General features: G+C 42.3%; 15 protein-coding genes. 9 read left to right on the forward strand and 6 right to left on the reverse strand.

Translation table 11 applies throughout. The annotated features are described in order from the left end of the window. On the forward strand, nucleotides 1-1,518 hold the full coding sequence (locus tag BDD43_RS13460) for an NADH-quinone oxidoreductase subunit N (RefSeq protein ID WP_121198159.1): 1,518 nt from the start codon (nucleotides 1-3) through the stop codon (nucleotides 1,516-1,518). Between the two features lie 141 nt (nucleotides 1,519-1,659). On the opposite strand, the gene BDD43_RS29705 is transcribed toward BDD43_RS13460, so the two are convergent. Then, nucleotides 1,660-1,872 carry a hypothetical protein gene (locus BDD43_RS29705; RefSeq protein WP_147425634.1) on the reverse strand — a complete coding sequence of 71 codons (213 nt, stop codon included), beginning with the start codon at nucleotides 1,870-1,872 and terminating at the stop codon, nucleotides 1,660-1,662. A 167-nt stretch (nucleotides 1,873-2,039) separates the two neighbouring features. On the opposite strand from BDD43_RS29705, the gene BDD43_RS13465 reads away from it, so the two are divergent. Beyond that, entirely contained in the window at nucleotides 2,040-3,947 is a 1,908-nt protein-coding gene (locus tag BDD43_RS13465; protein ID WP_121198160.1) for a class II glutamine amidotransferase, read from the forward strand. Between the two features lie 114 nt (nucleotides 3,948-4,061). Here BDD43_RS13465 and BDD43_RS13470 read toward each other — a convergent pair whose 3' ends face one another. Further along, nucleotides 4,062-4,703 carry a LysE family translocator gene (locus tag BDD43_RS13470; protein WP_121198161.1) on the reverse strand — a complete coding sequence of 214 codons (642 nt, stop codon included), beginning with the start codon at nucleotides 4,701-4,703 and terminating at the stop codon, nucleotides 4,062-4,064. A gap of 164 nt (nucleotides 4,704-4,867) precedes the next feature. Between BDD43_RS13470 and BDD43_RS13475 the strand changes: the two genes are divergently transcribed. The 6 genes from BDD43_RS13475 to BDD43_RS13500 all read left to right on the forward strand — a co-directional run bounded on the left by BDD43_RS13475 (nucleotide 4,868) and on the right by BDD43_RS13500 (nucleotide 11,054). Continuing rightward, nucleotides 4,868-6,340: an MFS transporter gene (locus BDD43_RS13475; RefSeq protein WP_121198162.1), complete on the forward strand. Its 1,473-nt coding sequence runs from the start codon at nucleotides 4,868-4,870 to the stop codon at nucleotides 6,338-6,340. A 36-nt stretch (nucleotides 6,341-6,376) separates the two neighbouring features. Next, a complete protein-coding gene (locus BDD43_RS13480; RefSeq protein WP_211339675.1) occupies nucleotides 6,377-6,823 on the forward strand; it encodes a deoxycytidylate deaminase in 447 nt (148 codons plus the stop codon). Between the two features lie 296 nt (nucleotides 6,824-7,119). Further along, a complete protein-coding gene (gene eat / locus BDD43_RS13485) occupies nucleotides 7,120-8,469 on the forward strand; it encodes an ethanolamine permease (RefSeq protein WP_121198164.1) in 1,350 nt (449 codons plus the stop codon). 6 nt (nucleotides 8,470-8,475) lie between these two features. Continuing rightward, nucleotides 8,476-9,864 (forward strand): ethanolamine ammonia-lyase subunit EutB, encoded by a 1,389-nt coding sequence (locus BDD43_RS13490; protein ID WP_121198165.1) that lies wholly within the window; start codon nucleotides 8,476-8,478, stop codon nucleotides 9,862-9,864. Then, nucleotides 9,852-10,622, forward strand: coding sequence for an ethanolamine ammonia-lyase subunit EutC (eutC, locus tag BDD43_RS13495; protein ID WP_121198166.1), 771 nt, complete (start codon nucleotides 9,852-9,854; stop codon nucleotides 10,620-10,622). The genes BDD43_RS13490 and eutC overlap by 13 nt, the downstream gene beginning before the upstream one ends. 135 nt (nucleotides 10,623-10,757) lie before the next feature. After that, complete coding sequence (locus BDD43_RS13500; protein ID WP_121198167.1) at nucleotides 10,758-11,054, forward strand: Dabb family protein; 297 nt, start codon at nucleotides 10,758-10,760, stop codon at nucleotides 11,052-11,054. On the opposite strand, the gene BDD43_RS13505 is transcribed toward BDD43_RS13500, so the two are convergent. Beyond that, nucleotides 11,035-11,898, reverse strand: a complete 864-nt coding sequence (locus BDD43_RS13505) for a toxin-antitoxin system YwqK family antitoxin (RefSeq protein WP_121198168.1) — start codon at nucleotides 11,896-11,898, stop codon at nucleotides 11,035-11,037. The genes BDD43_RS13500 and BDD43_RS13505 overlap by 20 nt on opposite strands. A gap of 18 nt (nucleotides 11,899-11,916) precedes the next feature. Continuing rightward, complete coding sequence (cmk, locus tag BDD43_RS13510; protein ID WP_121198169.1) at nucleotides 11,917-12,594, reverse strand: (d)CMP kinase; 678 nt, start codon at nucleotides 12,592-12,594, stop codon at nucleotides 11,917-11,919. Nucleotides 12,595-12,621: 27 nt separating this feature from the next. Here cmk and arfB point away from each other — a divergent pair, with 27 nt between their 5' ends. Further along, a complete protein-coding gene (gene arfB / locus BDD43_RS13515; RefSeq protein WP_121198170.1) occupies nucleotides 12,622-13,035 on the forward strand; it encodes an alternative ribosome rescue aminoacyl-tRNA hydrolase ArfB in 414 nt (137 codons plus the stop codon). A 152-nt stretch (nucleotides 13,036-13,187) separates the two neighbouring features. Here the strand turns inward: arfB and BDD43_RS13520 are convergent, their stop codons facing one another. Both BDD43_RS13520 and lon read right to left on the reverse strand, forming a co-directional pair. Then, the gene (locus BDD43_RS13520; RefSeq protein ID WP_121198171.1) at nucleotides 13,188-14,153 is read right to left on the reverse strand and encodes a lipid A deacylase LpxR family protein; all 966 of its coding nucleotides are present in this window, start codon (nucleotides 14,151-14,153) and stop codon (nucleotides 13,188-13,190) included. An 83-nt stretch (nucleotides 14,154-14,236) separates the two neighbouring features. Beyond that, nucleotides 14,237-16,711, reverse strand: coding sequence for an endopeptidase La (lon, locus tag BDD43_RS13525; protein WP_121198172.1), 2,475 nt, complete (start codon nucleotides 16,709-16,711; stop codon nucleotides 14,237-14,239). Nucleotides 16,712-16,738 lie beyond the last annotated feature (27 nt).

Below are 16,738 nucleotides of genomic sequence, written 5' to 3' on the forward strand. Positions count from 1 at the left end.
ATGCACGATTTGTTACCCTATATACCGCAACAGTTAAGCAACATCCGTGCAGGCTTACCCTATTTTATGCCCGAACTATGCCTGGGCGCACTTTTCATCCTGGTATTGGTAACCGATCTGTTTTCGGGCAAAACATCAACCTGGCTTTGCCGTGCCCTTAGCGTGGCAGGTTTACTGGTTGTAATATACCAGTGTCTTTGGCAGTTTGTATTACTTGTAAGTGCCAAACAATCAACCGTGTTTATTTTTGATGGTATGCTGATGCTGCATCACACAGCTATTCTTTTTAAGCTGGTTATTGATGTTGTAGCCATTTTAATACTGCTTTATATCCCGTGGGATAAGGCCCTTCGAGCTCATTTTAAAGGCCTTAACGATTTGTATTCCATTATCATAGCATCGGTTTTGGGCCTGCATTTAATGGTAATGGCGGTAAACCTGCTCAGTATCTACATTTCTATCGAGATGGTGTCCATAGCATCATACCTCATGGTAGCCTACCGGTCGGATACCTCAATAAGTACCGAGGCAGGCCTTAAATATGTTTTGTTTGGCGCAGTATCATCTGCAATTATGCTTTATGGCATATCATTGCTTTACGGTTTCAGCGGTTCGCTCGATCTTTTTAGCGCCATGTTCATTAACGGATTAAGCGCCGCCAACCCTACCGCAGTCGGCTTGGCTATAACGTTGGTTATGGTAGGTATAGGTTTTAAACTATCGTTTGTGCCCATGCATTTTTGGGTGCCCGATGTTTACCAGGGTGCGGCCACACCCGTTACGGCGTATTTATCAACTTTGCCCAAAATTGCAGGCTTTGCACTCTTTTGCAATTTCCTTACCCCTTTCATCTTCTTCTCCGCAAAATGGGCGGCCTTTGATTTTCGCTTGTTCTTATCCATAGCAGGAATTGTTACTATGATAGTTGGTAACCTGGCTGCCATATGGCAAACCAACATAAAAAGGTTACTGGCATATTCAAGCATAGGGCATACAGGGTTCGCATTGATGGCACTTGCCACTTTTTCGGCACAGGGCATTTCTTCGTTGTTGTTTTACCTAACTGTTTACGCCATAGCAAACATAGGTGCGCTTATGCTTACAACGCACTACGTAAATAAAATTGGTGCTCACGATCTGGATAGTTATAAAGGAGTGGGTCTTCGTTATCCATTACCTTCGGTTTGTTTTGTTATCATCCTGGTGTCGTTGGCTGGCTTGCCTGTGTCGGTGGGGTTTAACGGAAAGCTGATGGTGTTTTCATCGGTTTACCAGGTTTACCAGCAAAGCCATAACGTTTGGCTTTTAGCCTTGATGATAACAGGTGCTGCTACCACTGTTGTATCTCTGTTTTATTATATTAAGATACCCCTGTACCTCTTCCTCAAAAAAAACGAGCATCACGTGGAAGACCAATTGGCTACCCATCAATACCTGCTGATTTTTATCTGCATCATCAGTGCGTTTGTATTGTCGGTAGGGGTATTTCCGCAATTGTTAGGTATTTTGCAGAGTTAGGTATTTAACAATGCGCTATGGTTTTGCGTTAGCGATAGTAGTGGAGAGCCCGGAGCCGCTTCTATCAGCGGCGAGGACTTGTAACGGATAGCGCGGGCCGAAGGCAACGTCTAAAGCTAATGTAACTATCCAATTACGAATTTATAGCACATTACTTTTTTTTAATATGCCAAACAATGTTATGCCAATACCGAGCAAGATAATAGGCAACCAAAATAAAAAAGAATACATACCAAGTTTACTCACAAGTGGATTAAGTTCAGAACCTTGATAGCTAAACATGGTTGCTACAAAAATAAGCATTCCTATACCGAGTAAAATAGTTAAGATTCCGAGTATTATTGTTTTATTCATTAGCTTGCGGGTAAAGTAGTACTTGTAGTAAAGATAGCATATCTCTCCACAACAGATACAGGTTGTTTTTTTCACTGTACCGTCATCTCTCCACAAAACATCCAAATTCCGGCAAAGCTTTTCTAACTTTCATATAAAACCGTATCTTTGCGCGCTTATTAGATACCATGAGCGAATCGATAAAACATGAATGCGGAATAGCATTTATCAGATTACTAAAGCCGCTGTCATTCTACCAAAAAAAGTACGGTACGGCACTTTATGGTTTAAATAAGCTCTACCTCCTGATGGAGAAGCAGCATAACCGCGGCCAGGACGGCGCAGGGGTTGCAACCATAAAACTGGACATTGCTCCCGGGCAACGCTACATTAGCAGGCACCGATCGTTAGCCACAAATGCCGTGGCAGATATATTTGAATATATCCAGAAAAAATTTGCAGAGATACAGAAGGAACAGCCCGAAAAAATGGCTGATACCGAATGGCTCAAAAGTAACGTAAGCTTTACCGGCGAAGTACTTTTGGGCCATTTGCGCTATGGCACACATGGTAAAAATAGTGTGGAGAACTGCCACCCTTTTCTGCGCCAAAATAACTGGATGACACGTAACCTGGTAATTGCGGGTAACTTTAACATGACTAATGTTGACGAGCTTTTACAGCAATTGTACGAACTCGGCCAGCATCCTAAAGAACAGGCCGACACCGTAACGGTACTCGAAAAAATAGGTCATTTTTTGGATAGCGAAGTACAGGGATTATTTGACCAATACAAACGCGAAGGTTTGGACGATAACGTGGAGATAACCAAGCTGATAGCAAAGGACCTTGACGTAGCAAAGATATTAAAAAAATCGGCCAAGAACTGGGATGGTGGCTATACCATATCGGGTATATTTGGACATGGTGATGCATTTGTAATGCGCGACCCCGCCGGTATACGCCCCGCATTTTATTACTATAATGATGAAATTGTTGTTGCCGCTTCGGAACGCCCTGCTATTCAAACAGCTTTCAATATCCATATCGACGATATTCGCGAAGTAAGACCCGGCTATGCGCTCATCATTAAAAAAGATGGCAAGATAAGCGAGGAAATGTTTAGCGAACCGAAAGAAAAGAAGGCATGCTCGTTTGAGCGTATTTATTTTTCGCGCGGAAGCGATGCCTCTATTTACCGCGAGCGTAAGCAATTAGGCAGGTTGTTATGCCCGCAAATACTAAATGCCATTGATAATGACATCAAGAATACTGTATTTTCGTATATCCCTAACACAGCCGAAGTAGCATTTTATGGTTTGGTTGAGGGTATGCACAAACATATTAAACAGCGCCAGCGCGAAATACTGCTAAACCGCGAAGATAAAATAACCGACGAAGAGCTAACTGAAGTTTTGGCGATGGCTCCACGTGTGGAAAAGATTGCCATTAAAGATGTTAAGCTGCGCACATTTATTACCCAGGATGCCGATCGTAGCGAAATGGTGGCACACGTTTACGATACTACCTATGGCATTGTAAAAAATGGAGTAGATACGCTGGTGGCCTTAGACGATTCTATTGTGCGCGGCACTACGCTTAAACAAAGCATCCTTAAAATACTCGACAGGTTAAAACCCAAACAAATCATTGTAGTATCATCTGCTCCGCAAATACGCTACCCGGATTGTTACGGTATTGATATGAGTCGCATGGGCGAGTTTGTGGCCTTTGAGGCTGCTGTTAGCTTGCTTAAAGAAAGCGGCCAATACCAAATAATAGCCGATGTTTATCAGTTATGTAAAGAAAGCTCTAAGCTGCCGAAAGAAGAAGTACAAAATTACGTAAAGGCTATTTACGCGCCCTTTACCGATCAGCAAATATCCGACAGGATAGCTAAAATAATTACACCTAAAGATACCGTTGCCGAGATAAAAGTAATTTACCAAACCCTGGATAACCTGCATGTAGCCTGCCCCGACCATTTAGGCGATTGGTACTTCAGCGGCGATTATCCAACCCCAGGCGGTAACAAAGTAGTTAACCGTGCCTATGTAAACTGGATGGAAGGAAAGAACCAGAGAGCTTATATGTAATTGAAGGTGAAAGGATAAAGGTGGGAGGTAGAAAGGTGAAAGGGTATTAGGTGTTTGCTTACAAATGATGTGCAAACCTTTATCCTTTCTACCTTTTAGCTTTATCCTTTCCCACTACTGCGGCGAAAAGATAAAGTGGGTAATAAGCCTGTCTATAATAACAAATGCGGCTATGATTAGCGCGAGGCCGGCTACCTGGTTAAGGCGGTGTACCATTTTTTCGGAAATGCGATCTCTGAGTTTGTTAGCATAAAAGGCTTTTGTTACATCTAAGCCAAACTGTACTATCAATATGGTTAAAAACATAACCGCTGTTTTGCCAACGCTGCCCGGTACGCCCCGGTGAAATAAGGTGCTGGCAGCACCAATAACGGTTATCCAATGGAATAGGAGCGAAGGGTTAAAAATGCACATCAAAAAACCTTTGAAGAAGAAGCCCGCGCGCTTTATTTTTTTTGGACTGTTTTTGTACTTGATGTCGGCCTTTTTAAAAATGTAGTACAGGCCAATGGTAACCAAAATACCACTACCTACATAACCTAATATGCGCGGGTCGATAGTGAAATCGAAAAACTGCGAACCAAACAAAATTGCACCCACAAAAACTACATCGCTGGTTACCACACCTAAGGCCATAGCTACGCCTGCGTGGAAACCTTTTTCGATACTGGTTTTTATCAAAGCAAAAAAAACGGGCCCGGTTAATAAAGCCAAAACCAGCCCGGCTCCAATTCCTGCAATAATGGCTTCTATCATTAATTTATAGCCTTTTGTAAATCAAGTAATGCGAATATGCAACTTTATATCAAACTACAACGAAAAATTGCATTAAAGGATTTAAATTTAAAGTTAGATTTTATTAAAAAATAAATTTATGTTTATAGCCTATAAAGCACACAAACCTACACAACATTAAATTCATGGAGCAAAATAATTCTAAAAATTACGGAGGTGCCTTGCTAACCCTGGTAACAGTTTTTTTCTTTTGGGGCTTTGTTGCAGCAAGCAACGATATTTTGATTCCCGTTTTTAAAGAAAAACTAAACCTTGAGCAATGGCAATCACAAATGATCTCGTTTGCATTTTACGTAGCCTATACCGTAGGTTCAATTATTTACTTTTTTGTATCCAAAGCAGGTGGCGGCGATATATTAAATAAATACGGTTATAAAAACGGTATTGCGGCAGGTTTAATTCTTTCGGCATTAGGAACCTTATTGTTTTACCCGGCAGCCGAAACAGCTTCCTTTTATTTAATGATAACCGGCTTGTTTGTGGTAGGCCTAGGCTTCTCATTACAACAAATAGCAGCCAACGCCTTAGTTGTTGCCTTGGGCGACCCTAAAACGGGTGCGCAGCGTTTAAGTTTAACCGGTGGTGTAAATAACTTTGGTACAACAATAGGCCCATTGCTGGTAAGTTTAGCCATTTTTGGTTCGGTATCAGCCAATACGCAACAAGCAAGTATCAGCGCGGTAAAATTTCCCTACTTAATATTAGGAGCATTGTTTTTAATAGTAGCGGTAGTATTCAAGTTTTCATCAGTACCCGATAAAATCCACTCTGTAACAGACGACGTAGTAGAGTCGGAAAACGAATCGACAACAGTAAGTTTAGCTAAAGAAAGAAAAAGTGCTTTAAGCTATACCCAATTGGCTTTGGGTATGATAGCGATATTTGTGTATGTAGGTGTAGAAGTATCAACCGCAAGTAACTTACCTGCATTTATGAAAGAGAAGTTAAATACCCCAACTGCCAATATAGCACCTTTTATATCCCTATATTGGGCAAGCTTAATGATAGGCCGCTGGACAGCCTCAGTAGGTGCCTTTAACCTATCTGCAAGTGCTAAAAAAATATTAGGTGTTGTTACTCCTTATATCGCATTTGCTGTGTTTTTAGCCGTTAACCGGATAGCCCAGCATGATGTTACCCCTTTTTATATTTACGCATTTGTAATTGTTGTATTAATTATAGCCGATTACCTAAGTAAAGGTAACCCCGCACGCCAGTTGTTAATTTTCTCTGGCTGCGCTATCACCGCTTTATTTATTGGTATGTTATCAAGCGGAATGGTCAGCGTATTTGCATTCATCAGTGTGGGCTTGTTCTGTTCAACTTTGTGGCCATGTATTTATACCCTGGCGGTAACCGGCTTAGGCAAACATACCAACGAAGGCTCAAGTTTCCTTATTATGATGATTATGGGTGGCGGTTTCATTAGCTTATTGCAAGGTTACCTTGGTGATCCGGGTCGTTTAGGTATACAATGGTCGTACCTTGTAGGTGTAGGCTGCTTTGTTTATTTGGCATTTTATGCTATAAAAGCTAAAAGCGCGCTTAAGGCTCAGGGTATTGATTTTGATAGCGTTGCCCTTAAAGGCGGTCATTAATCCCAATGCATGAGACCCAGTTTCAATAGTATATTTATGAATTTAGCCCTCGACCTGGCACAACGCTCACATTGCGTTAAGGCCCAGGTTGGGGCTGTTTTAGCTAAAGACACCCGCATTATTTCCATCGGTTATAACGGGCCGCCATCCGGCACGCATAATTGCGACGAGGAATGGGCCGAAACAGGTTGCGCCCGCGATGCCAAAGGCAGTTGCTCGCTTGCCCTGCACGCTGAGGAAAATGCCATATTGTTCGCCGTAAAAAACGGGGCCCGTTTAGAAGGTGCTACTTTATATACCACCTTATCTCCATGCCTGGCTTGTGCGCGGCTAATTTATTCGGCAGGTATCAAACAGGTTTACTTCCAAAAATCATACGCTGCCTATAAAGGGTTACCGTTTGACGAAGGCGTTGAGTTTCTTAATCGCTTTGGAGTACCCACCGTGAAGTTAGAATCAGAATTTTCAGGATTAGAGGATTAACAGAATTGTCTGAACCGGAATTTATAGAATTTAGGAATTAGCAGAATTATTGTCCACACCGAAATTATGATGATTATAAGTTACCATAATTCTTAAAATTTGGCGCATTCTGGTAATTCTTAAATTCTATAAATTCCGGTTTCAGACAACTAGCGATTTTGGTCTATTCAAATTCATAAAATTTCTTTTCAAACAACCATCCTGTTAATTCTCTAACCCTGTAAATTCTGATCCGGTTTTGTTTTCTTCACCCTTTTCAGTATCTTAACCCATATCAAAAAAAAAGGACGCAGCAAATGGTTGCCAAGCAAGCACAACAATTAAAAAAGGTTTTACGCCCTGTGCATTTGTGGGCCATAGCGGTTGGCCTGGTCATATCCGGCGAATATTTTGGTTGGAACTACGGCTGGGGAGTAGCCGGTACCATTGGCTTTTTAATAGCCACCGTTATTATCACGCTCATGTACGTTACCTTTGTGTTTAGTTATACCGAGCTAACTACATCTATACCCCACGCCGGTGGTGCTTTTGCCTATGCATACCGCGCTATGGGGCCAATAGCGGGGCTTATTGCAGGCTACGCTACCCTGGTCGATTTTATATTTGTTACTCCTGCTATAGCCTCTGGTTTGGGTAGTTATATGCATTTTTTATATCCATCGGTTGGTATATTGCCATCGGCAATGGTTTTCTATGTGCTGTTTATGTGCATCAATATTGCGGGAGTTAAAGAATCGGCTATATTTTCGTTAATCATATCAATTTTAGCCGTAGCCGAATTATTGCTCTTTATGGGCATCATAGCACCATCATTTAAAACAGAAAACTTCGTTCACGATGGTATGCCCTTCGGTTGGAATGGCATATTTGCAGCGTTACCTTTTGCAATATGGTTTTATTTAGCCATCGAGGGTGTTGCTATGGTTGCCGAAGAGGTTAAAGATCCTAAAAAAGACATCCCGAAAGGCTACATATCGGGCATAGCCACATTGGTTTTACTGGCCTTCGGCATTATGATATTAACGGGAGGCATTACCAACTGGCATAAACTTAGCAATATTGATTATCCTCTACCCGAAGCAATAGGCACCGTATTGGGCAAAACAAACGGACTAACCAAAATTTTTGCGGGCATTGGTCTGTTCGGCTTAATAGCATCTTTCCACGGTACAATATTGGCTTACTCCAGGCAGGTATTTGCAATGGCGCGTAGCGGGTATTTGCCCGGGTTTTTGGCAGTAGTTAGCCCCAAATTTAAAACACCACATTGGGCCATTATTGCTGGTACTATTATTGGCAGCGTAGCCCTGTACTACTGTAAAACCGATCAAATTATCATCATATCGGCCTTAGGTGCTATTGTAATGTATGTGATGAGTATGGTAAGCCTGTTTGTTTTACGGGTTAAAGAACCCCTGCTTGAACGACCCTTTAAGGCACCGTTTTATCCGGTTTTCCCGGCAATTGCATTAATAATAACTTTGGTGTGCATGTATGCAATAGTTGTTAATAACCCAATACTAAGTTTAGTGTTTTTTGCCGGTATGCTTGTTGTAGTAGCTATATTCGTAGTGATGGGTAAGCACAAGGTAAAAATAACCGGCGAACACCTATTGCAAAAGTCCGAATTATTAACGGAGGACTGATTAACTATGGCTTATCAGCACACCATAAAAAATAGGGTTTATAAGTTTCAAAACCTTAAAACCTTATTAGCAAAAGCATCGCCATATCGCTCCGGCGATGCACTGGCGGGAGTGAATGCTGATAGCTATGAGGAGCGGGTTGCGGCCCAGATTACGTTGGCCGATGTACCGCTCAAAGTTTTTTTAAATGAGGTTATTATTCCCTACGAAACCGACGAAGTTACGCGGCTCATCATAGATACCCACAGTTTACCTTCGTTTACCCCGATAAGCCATTTAACAGTGGGCCAATTGCGCGATTGGCTTTTGGCCGAAGAAACTACTACCCAGGTTTTACATAGCCTTGCGCCAGGCATTACGCCCGAAATGGCCGCCGCCGTATCTAAGCTAATGCGCAATCAGGATTTAATTGCTGTTGCCAAAAAGTGCGAGGTGGTTACCAGATTTCGCAATACTATAGGTTTGCACGGGCATTTTTCAACCCGCCTGCAACCAAATCACCCTACCGATGATGTTAAGGGCATTGCAGCCAGTATGATAGACGGTTTGCTGTATGGCAGTGGTGATGCCGTAATAGGCATTAACCCGGCTACCGATAGCCCCAGCGCGGTTATAAGGCTGCTTAATTTAATTGATACGTTAAGGCAGCAGTTTAGTATCCCAACACAATCATGCGTGTTGTGCCACCTTACTACTACTTTGCAAATTATTAATCAGGGTGCGCCGGTTGATCTTACTTTTCAATCTATTGGCGGTACCGAAAAAACCAATACCAGTTTTGGCATTAGCTTGTCGCTGATTGAGGAGGCTTACCAGGCAACTTTATCCCTGCAAAGGGGAACAGTTGGCCATAATGTAATGTATTTTGAAACCGGACAAGGTAGTTCGCTTTCCGCGAATGCACATCACGGGGCCGACCAGCAAACCTGCGAAACGCGCGCTTATGCCGTGGCCCGTAAATTTAACCCGCTATTGGTAAATACCGTTGTTGGTTTTATTGGCCCCGAATATTTGTACGATGGTAAGCAAATTATCCGCGCCGCGCTCGAAGATCATTTTTGTGGTAAACTGATGGGCCTGCCTATGGGTGTTGATGTGTGTTATACCAACCACGCCGAGGCCGACCAGGATGATATGGATAACCTGCTCACCTTATTAGGTGTTGCGGGTTGCAATTTTGTAATGGGCATTCCCGGGTCGGATGATATTATGCTTAATTACCAGTCAACCTCGTTTCACGATGCTTTGTACCTGCGCAAGGTATTGGGTTTAAGGCCAGCACCCGAGTTTGAAGATTGGCTTATTGGCCAGGGTATTTTTGATAAAGACGGATTGCTGCATCAGCACACTTCGTTAAAAAATTTGCTTCACAATAGTTCGTCATGGCTGAAATAGAAAAACCGGACAGAGCAGGTAACGACGATATGTGGTTTTCGTTACGCGAGTTTACCGCTGCGCGAATTGCCATTGGCCGTACCGGGAACAGCATCCCCTTGAGCGAACTGCTCGATTTTAAACTGGCTCATGCCCACGCCCGCGATGCCGTATATTCTACTTTAGATGTGGAGGGAATTGCAAAAAATATTCAGCAATTTAAGTTGCCTGTATTTACGCTGCATAGCAGGGCAGCAAGCCGCGCTAAGTATTTAACACGGCCCGATTATGGCCGCACGCTTAATGATGAATCGATTGAAGAGCTAACCACTTACAACGGTCTTGAAACAGATGTAGCAATAGTTATTGCCGATGGCTTATCGGCTATGGCGGTTAACCAGTTTGCGGTTGAGCTACTACAATACCTTGTACCCAAATTAACTGGTGCAGGGCTTAAACTTGCCCCCATAAGCCTGGTTGAGCAAGGCCGTGTAGCCATAGCCGACGAGATTGGCTTTGCGTTTAACACCAACCTATCGTTGATATTGATAGGGGAGCGCCCCGGCCTGAGTTCGCCGGATAGCATGGGTGCTTACCTAACCTACAAACCTCAGCATGGACTAACCGATGAGAGCCGAAATTGCATCTCTAACATCCGGCCCGACGGACTGGCTCCCGCAGCAGCGGCAGATAAAATATTTTACCTGATTAACGAAGCACTGAAAAGGAAGCTAACCGGTGTCGACCTGAAAGATAATCACGGTTTGCTTGGCGAGTAATAACTACTGTCATGTTAATGGTCTTTAGCCCCAAGTCTTAAGTTCTAAGTCAAAAAAGAATGTCTGAAAAAGACCATAATCTAACTTTTGACTCAAGGCTCAAGACTTCTGGCTCAAGACTACTATATTTGCCGAATGATAGCACACCACGTATTATTTTGGCTTAAAGCCGATACCACCGACGAACAAAAAGCAGCATTCCGCAGCAGCTTAGAAACTTTAAAAGGCGTAGAAACTGTTAAAAATATTCACATTGGCACACCTGCACCTATTGAGCGGTCTGTTGTAGATACTACATATACCTTTAGTTTGATCTTGTTTTTTGAAGATTTAGCCGAGCACGATGTTTACCAGGTACATCCCTTACACAAAGCATTTTTAGATGAGTTCAGGGTGTTTTTTGATAAGGTTGTTATTTATGATGCGGAGTAGGTTCGTTACCCGTTTTTAGTTCGGTAGCAATTAGCTTATCGTGTTTCCAGGTTTCTATTTTGATGATCTTGCCCTGCTCGTTGCAATAGTAATGCTTGCCTTCTGCATAATCATTTTTGAACACGCCTTCAAATTTAAAGTTGCCGTTTTCATAGTAATCATGAAACATGCCATCTTTTCTGTTAACCTTATATTCGCCTACATATTTGAAAAAGCCGTTGGGCCAATATTCTATGTAAGAGCCATCTAAGTCGTTATGGTTATTAAGGTGTTTAACGCATTTTAATTCGCCGGTTTTGTAATATTCGTGAACAACATCGGCATAAATAAGACCGGCCGACCCATCCTTGTCTTTAATGGTGATGTAAGTGCGCATCAAAAACGACTCTAAAATTCCATTATTGTATTCCTGTCTTTGTATCAGGTTACCCGCGTTATAAAATTTGTTTTCCTCGATTTTGCCGGTAGTGTCGTATGAAAGATATTGACCTACTTGAATGTTGCCAAAATAGTTTGCAGTTTCACTAAGTTTGCCGTTCTTGTCATACCACTTCCACAAACCATTCATAATTCCAGCAGATGGTTTGCTGGTATCTGCTCGAAAACCACAAGTGCTTTTAATAATATAAACTGAACTTGTTTTGTAGTACTGTTTTTTATAGGTACCCTCCATCCATTTATTACCGTTTTCGTAATATTCGATATAGGTGCTATCTAAAACACCATCTTTTACAAAACCTTCATATTTAACCTTACCACTTGGATAATATTTAACTATCTTTTGCTGCGCGTGGATTGCAAAGCAGGTTGTTAGTAAGCATATTATAAATGCCGTGGTTTTCATAACATGACTATAAGTTAATCAGGCCGACAAAAAAGGCTCCAACCGTTTCACGGCAAAAGTCAGTTGCTCCTCAGGTGTCAGATCGGTATTATCTAAAATGATAGCATCATGGGCGCGGGTTAGTGGGCTTTCGGCGCGGGTAGTATCCTGGTAATCGCGGTGGGCAAGGTTATCAAAAACGTCTTCTAAACTTAAGCCGGGGTTTTTGGCTGTGAGTTCTTTAAAGCGGCGCTGGGCGCGAACGAGTGGGTCGGCAGTCATAAATAGTTTGAGTTGGGCATCGGGGAAAACCACGGTGCCTATGTCGCGGCCATCCATTACAATGTTTTTTGATTTGGCCATGCGTTGCTGCTGTTTTACCATTTCAACACGAACGGCGTGAATGGCGGCTACTGCACTCACCTTATCGGCCACATGCATCTGGCGTATCTCGTCAGATACTTCTTCGTCGTTAAGCATAATATGGGTTTCGTAATCGCGCGAGTGAAAGTTAAGGTGTATAGCCTGCAAAGCTGTGGTTATTTGGCTTTCATCTTTTAAATCAATATCATTGCGCAAAAAATACAAAGTAACTGCACGGTACATTGCACCGCTATCAATATAAATAAAGTGAAGTTTTTTGGCTAATGCTTTAGCTAAAGTGCTTTTTCCGCAACTTGAATATCCGTCAATGGCAACAACAATGTTTTTACTCATACAGGAAACAAATTTACAATTTTTGAGATGACTTTCACTAAAACCGACCTGCAAACTAACGTTCATTATAAAACTTCGCGCAGTGGAGGTAAGGGCGGCCAAAATGTAAACAAGGTTTCGAGCAAGGTAGAATTGCTGTTCTCCATTGCCGATTCGCAGCTTTTTAACGATGATGAAAAGCTATTACTCAACACCCGCCTACAATCGCGCTTAAACAAGGATGGCTTTTTGCAAGTAGTTTGCGACGAGGAACGCAGCCAATACCTTAACAAAGAAATAGCCCTGGATAAACTGGTGGATATATTAGTAAAGGCCCTGCATCAGCCCAAAAAGCGCAAAGCCAGCAAGCCTTCAAAAGCCTCAAAACTTGCCCGGTTAGACGATAAAAGGCGCGCAGCATTGAAGAAGATAAACCGAGGTAAAAGAGACTTTAATGATTGAAGCTCATAATTGGTTATTATCAGTAACCAATCAGCGAAATCAAACCAATCAATAAAAAATCAACGGTCAAAATAAACCAAAGTAAAAGAGCCCTTACCGCTTAAAATAAACGTAATCAGCGAAATCAAACCAATCAATAAAAAAATCAACGGTCAAAAACGGTACATGCCACTTACTGACCCCCACTGGTGGCCCGAATGTTTTTCCACCATCTCTTTATCTTCCCGTGTTTCAAATATCACCGAAAGGTCAAACACCCAATGTTTTTTTACAAACGAACCGCCAACCTGCTGGCTAAATACTACGGGGTTAGGTGTTAGTGTTACCTCTTCGTCGCCATGCGTTTTTTCAAACAGGCCGCCTTGTATGGTTGCATCATAAGCTACCAGGTTAAGCATTGGTTTATAATAAAAAAATAATTCGCTGTTGTGTAAAGGTTTTATGTTGGTGTTTTGGGTTACTGTGCTTGTTGTGCTGATAGAATTAAAAAGCTGATTAAACCTACCTAAACGGGCCGTAAACCCAAGCCCTGCGCCCGTTATGCCTGTGCCTGCATTAAGGTAACTGTTAAACAAAAGGTCGGCACTGGTGCCACGGGTTAAAAGGCGGTTGTATTCGGCGGCCAAATTTAACTGAACAGCATTTTGTATTTGGTACTCCCAACCCGTAGGGTGGTAAAAGCCGAATGTGTTGTGTATTAAATTTTGTATTTGCTCGGCATAAGCGTTGGGGCCAATAATGCCAGCACGTACCTGTAGTTTAAGGTTACTTTCGTTTTTGTAAAGCAAATTTAAGTTTGTGCCAATATAAAGATAGCCGGCAAAAGGCCTGTCGACAAATATGGCTGCCGGGATGGCTCCGGTTTGAGGGGTATAAATTTTTTGCCCTAGTTCAAAACCCAGTACCTTATTTTGCAATGATGAGCTATCGGCAACTTTTAGCGCATGGCGAAAGTAGCCAAAGTTACCCGCCGTATAATACCTGTCGGATCGTTGCGCCAAAAAGCCATCATTATCGCTTTGGATGCCAACCTCATTTTTATAAAAGTTGCTTTGTGCAAAAGTTGTGCTTAACAGCACAAAAGGAGATATAACCAGGAAAAGTATAAATTTCATCATTATAATTGGTGTACAAAAGTACAAAAGCCGGTTAATTATCCGGCTTTTGTATGGTTTTTGAAAAAAAAAATGATAAAACGGTGTTAATTTAAAACCGGCTTCAAATCTTCTTTTACGGTTAAATCTAAAGGGTCTTTCACCTGTTGTTTTAGCAGGGCCATGTCAATCACCTCGCGCATTTCTCTTACGTAGTAAAACTGGAGGTCTTTAATGTAATCTTCTTTGATCTCTAAAATGTCTTTTTCGTTTGCTTTGCACAGTATAATCTCTTTAATATTTGCACGTTTAGCAGCCAGTATTTTTTCTTTAATACCACCTACGGGTAAAACCTTCCCGCGTAAGGTAATTTCGCCGGTCATGGCCAGGTGCGATTTTACTTTGCGTTGCGTAAATGCCGAAGTTAAGGCCGTAAGCATAGTAATACCAGCCGAAGGCCCGTCTTTAGGTGTAGCGCCTGCCGGTACGTGTACATGCACATCCCATTGCTCAAATAACTTAGGGTCAATTTTAAAGTAGCTAGCATGTGCCCTTAAATAAGCCAAAGCAATAACTGCCGATTCCTTCATTACATCGCCCAAGCTACCTGTTAAGGTTAGTTTTCCTCTGCCGGGGCTTAGGCTTGCTTCAATAAATAAAATATCGCCGCCAACCTGTGTCCAGGCCAGGCCGGTTACTACGCCGGCAACTTCATTGTTTTCGTACTGATCTTTATCAAAAATAGGAGCCCCTAATATCCGCTCAACATCATCTTTGCTCACGGTTGGGTTATAAGCTTCTTCCATGGCAATGTTTTTGGCAATGCCACGTACTAACGAGCCAATTTTTTTCTCTAACGCCCTCACGCCCGATTCGCGCGTGTACTCTTCCACAACCTTTTCCAGTACATTGTTTTTCAAGGTAACGTCTTTCAGCTTTAAGCCGTGCGCTTCGCGTTGTTTGGGTACCAAGTGTTGTTTGGCTATTTCAATTTTTTCTTCAATGGTATAGCCGTTAACTTCAATAATCTCCATCCTATCAAGCAAGGCCGGCTGAATGTTGCTTAACGAGTTTGCTGTAGCGATAAACATTACGTTGGATAGGTCGAAATCCATCTCTACATAATGATCGTAAAAAGTGCTGTTTTGCTCAGGATCAAGCACTTCTAACAATGCCGACGATGGGTCGCCGCGGAAATCGTTACCAACTTTGTCTATCTCATCTAAAATGAATACCGGGTTTGCAGCGCCCGCCTTTTTAAGCGACGATATAATACGGCCCGGCATAGCGCCGATGTAAGTTTTACGGTGGCCGCGTATCTCAGCTTCATCGCGGATGCCGCCCAACGCCATACGCACATATTTGCGCCCCAAAGCTTTGGCGATAGATTTACCTAACGATGTTTTACCAACACCCGGAGGGCCAACCAAACATAATATTGGTGCCTTCATATCATGCTTTAACTTTAATACCGCAAGGTATTCTATAATGCGTTGTTTAACCTTATCAAGGCCAAAATGGTCTTTATCTAATACTTTTTGGGCGCGTTTTAAATCAAAGTTATCTTTGGTAAACTCGTTCCAGGGGAGGTCGAGCAGTAATTCAAGATAATTGATCTGTACCGAATAATCTGCCGCCGCAGGATTGGTACGGGCCAGTTTTTCGAGTTCTTTTTTAAAATGGTCGCCAACCTCTTTTGCCCATTTCTTTTTGGTTGCCCGCTTACGCAGATCCTCAATTTCCAGATCGGGAGAGTTACCGCCCAATTCTTCCTGAATGGTTTTTAATTGCTGGTTTAAAAAATAATCGCGTTGTTGCTTATCCAAATCGGTGCGTACCTTACTTTGTATCTGGTTTTTTAGTTCCAGCATTTGTATTTCAACGGTAAGGTGCTCCAAAATTACGCGGGCGCGGTCGCGCACGTTATTTATCTCCAACAATTTTTGCTTGGCACCCATATCAGCATTCATATTTGACGATATGAAGTTGATTAAAAACGTTGTGCTTTCAATATTGCGGATAGCAATGCCGGCCTCGCTTGGTATGTTTGGCGAAAGCTGAACAATGCTCATGGCCATATCTTTTATTGATGATATGGTAGCCTTAAACTCTTTATCTTCTTTTGATTTTGCTTCCTGGAAAGGTTGAACGGTGGCCTTTATATACGGCTCGCTCTGTATTTCTTCATTCAGCATAAAGCGTTTTTTGCCTTGCAAAATTACGGTGGTGTTACCATCGGGCATTTGCAGCATTTTTATTATTAGTGCTATAGTACCAACCTGGTTAAGCTGACTAAAAGTGGGGTCTTCAATACCCACATCTTGTTGCGCAACTACCCCAATCATGCGGTCGCCTTTGTTGGCATCGCGTATCAGTTTAATTGATTTATCGCGGCCAACGGTAATAGGTATTACAACACCCGGAAATAAAACTGTATTACGCAACGGCAATATTGGCAGTACCTCGGGCAGTTGCTCATTATTCATTTCTTCCTCATCTTCACTGGACATGAGGGGGAAAAACTCAGAATCTTCGTTTATAATTGGTAAGGTATTCTTAAAATCAAATGGATCAAAACTCATGGAGTGTCCTTTATAAATGTAAATAAC

Source organism: Mucilaginibacter gracilis, assembly GCF_003633615.1.
In the GTDB taxonomy this organism is placed as follows: domain Bacteria; phylum Bacteroidota; class Bacteroidia; order Sphingobacteriales; family Sphingobacteriaceae; genus Mucilaginibacter; species Mucilaginibacter gracilis.

Excerpts from the sequence above, each read along its gene's own strand:
- BDD43_RS13460 (WP_121198159.1), top strand. The coding sequence starts at position 1 with ATGCACGATTTGTTACCCTATATACCGCAACAGTTAAGCAACATCCGT.
- BDD43_RS29705 (WP_147425634.1), bottom strand. The coding sequence starts at position 1,872 with ATGAATAAAACAATAATACTCGGAATCTTAACTATTTTACTCGGTATA.
- BDD43_RS13465 (WP_121198160.1), top strand. The coding sequence starts at position 2,040 with ATGAGCGAATCGATAAAACATGAATGCGGAATAGCATTTATCAGATTA.
- BDD43_RS13470 (WP_121198161.1), bottom strand. The coding sequence starts at position 4,703 with ATGATAGAAGCCATTATTGCAGGAATTGGAGCCGGGCTGGTTTTGGCT.
- BDD43_RS13475 (WP_121198162.1), top strand. The coding sequence starts at position 4,868 with ATGGAGCAAAATAATTCTAAAAATTACGGAGGTGCCTTGCTAACCCTG.
- BDD43_RS13480 (WP_211339675.1), top strand. The coding sequence starts at position 6,377 with ATGAATTTAGCCCTCGACCTGGCACAACGCTCACATTGCGTTAAGGCC.
- eat (WP_121198164.1), top strand. The coding sequence starts at position 7,120 with ATGGTTGCCAAGCAAGCACAACAATTAAAAAAGGTTTTACGCCCTGTG.
- BDD43_RS13490 (WP_121198165.1), top strand. The coding sequence starts at position 8,476 with ATGGCTTATCAGCACACCATAAAAAATAGGGTTTATAAGTTTCAAAAC.
- eutC (WP_121198166.1), top strand. The coding sequence starts at position 9,852 with ATGGCTGAAATAGAAAAACCGGACAGAGCAGGTAACGACGATATGTGG.
- BDD43_RS13500 (WP_121198167.1), top strand. The coding sequence starts at position 10,758 with ATGATAGCACACCACGTATTATTTTGGCTTAAAGCCGATACCACCGAC.
- BDD43_RS13505 (WP_121198168.1), bottom strand. The coding sequence starts at position 11,898 with ATGAAAACCACGGCATTTATAATATGCTTACTAACAACCTGCTTTGCA.
- cmk (WP_121198169.1), bottom strand. The coding sequence starts at position 12,594 with ATGAGTAAAAACATTGTTGTTGCCATTGACGGATATTCAAGTTGCGGA.
- arfB (WP_121198170.1), top strand. The coding sequence starts at position 12,622 with ATGACTTTCACTAAAACCGACCTGCAAACTAACGTTCATTATAAAACT.
- BDD43_RS13520 (WP_121198171.1), bottom strand. The coding sequence starts at position 14,153 with ATGATGAAATTTATACTTTTCCTGGTTATATCTCCTTTTGTGCTGTTA.
- lon (WP_121198172.1), bottom strand. The coding sequence starts at position 16,711 with ATGAGTTTTGATCCATTTGATTTTAAGAATACCTTACCAATTATAAAC.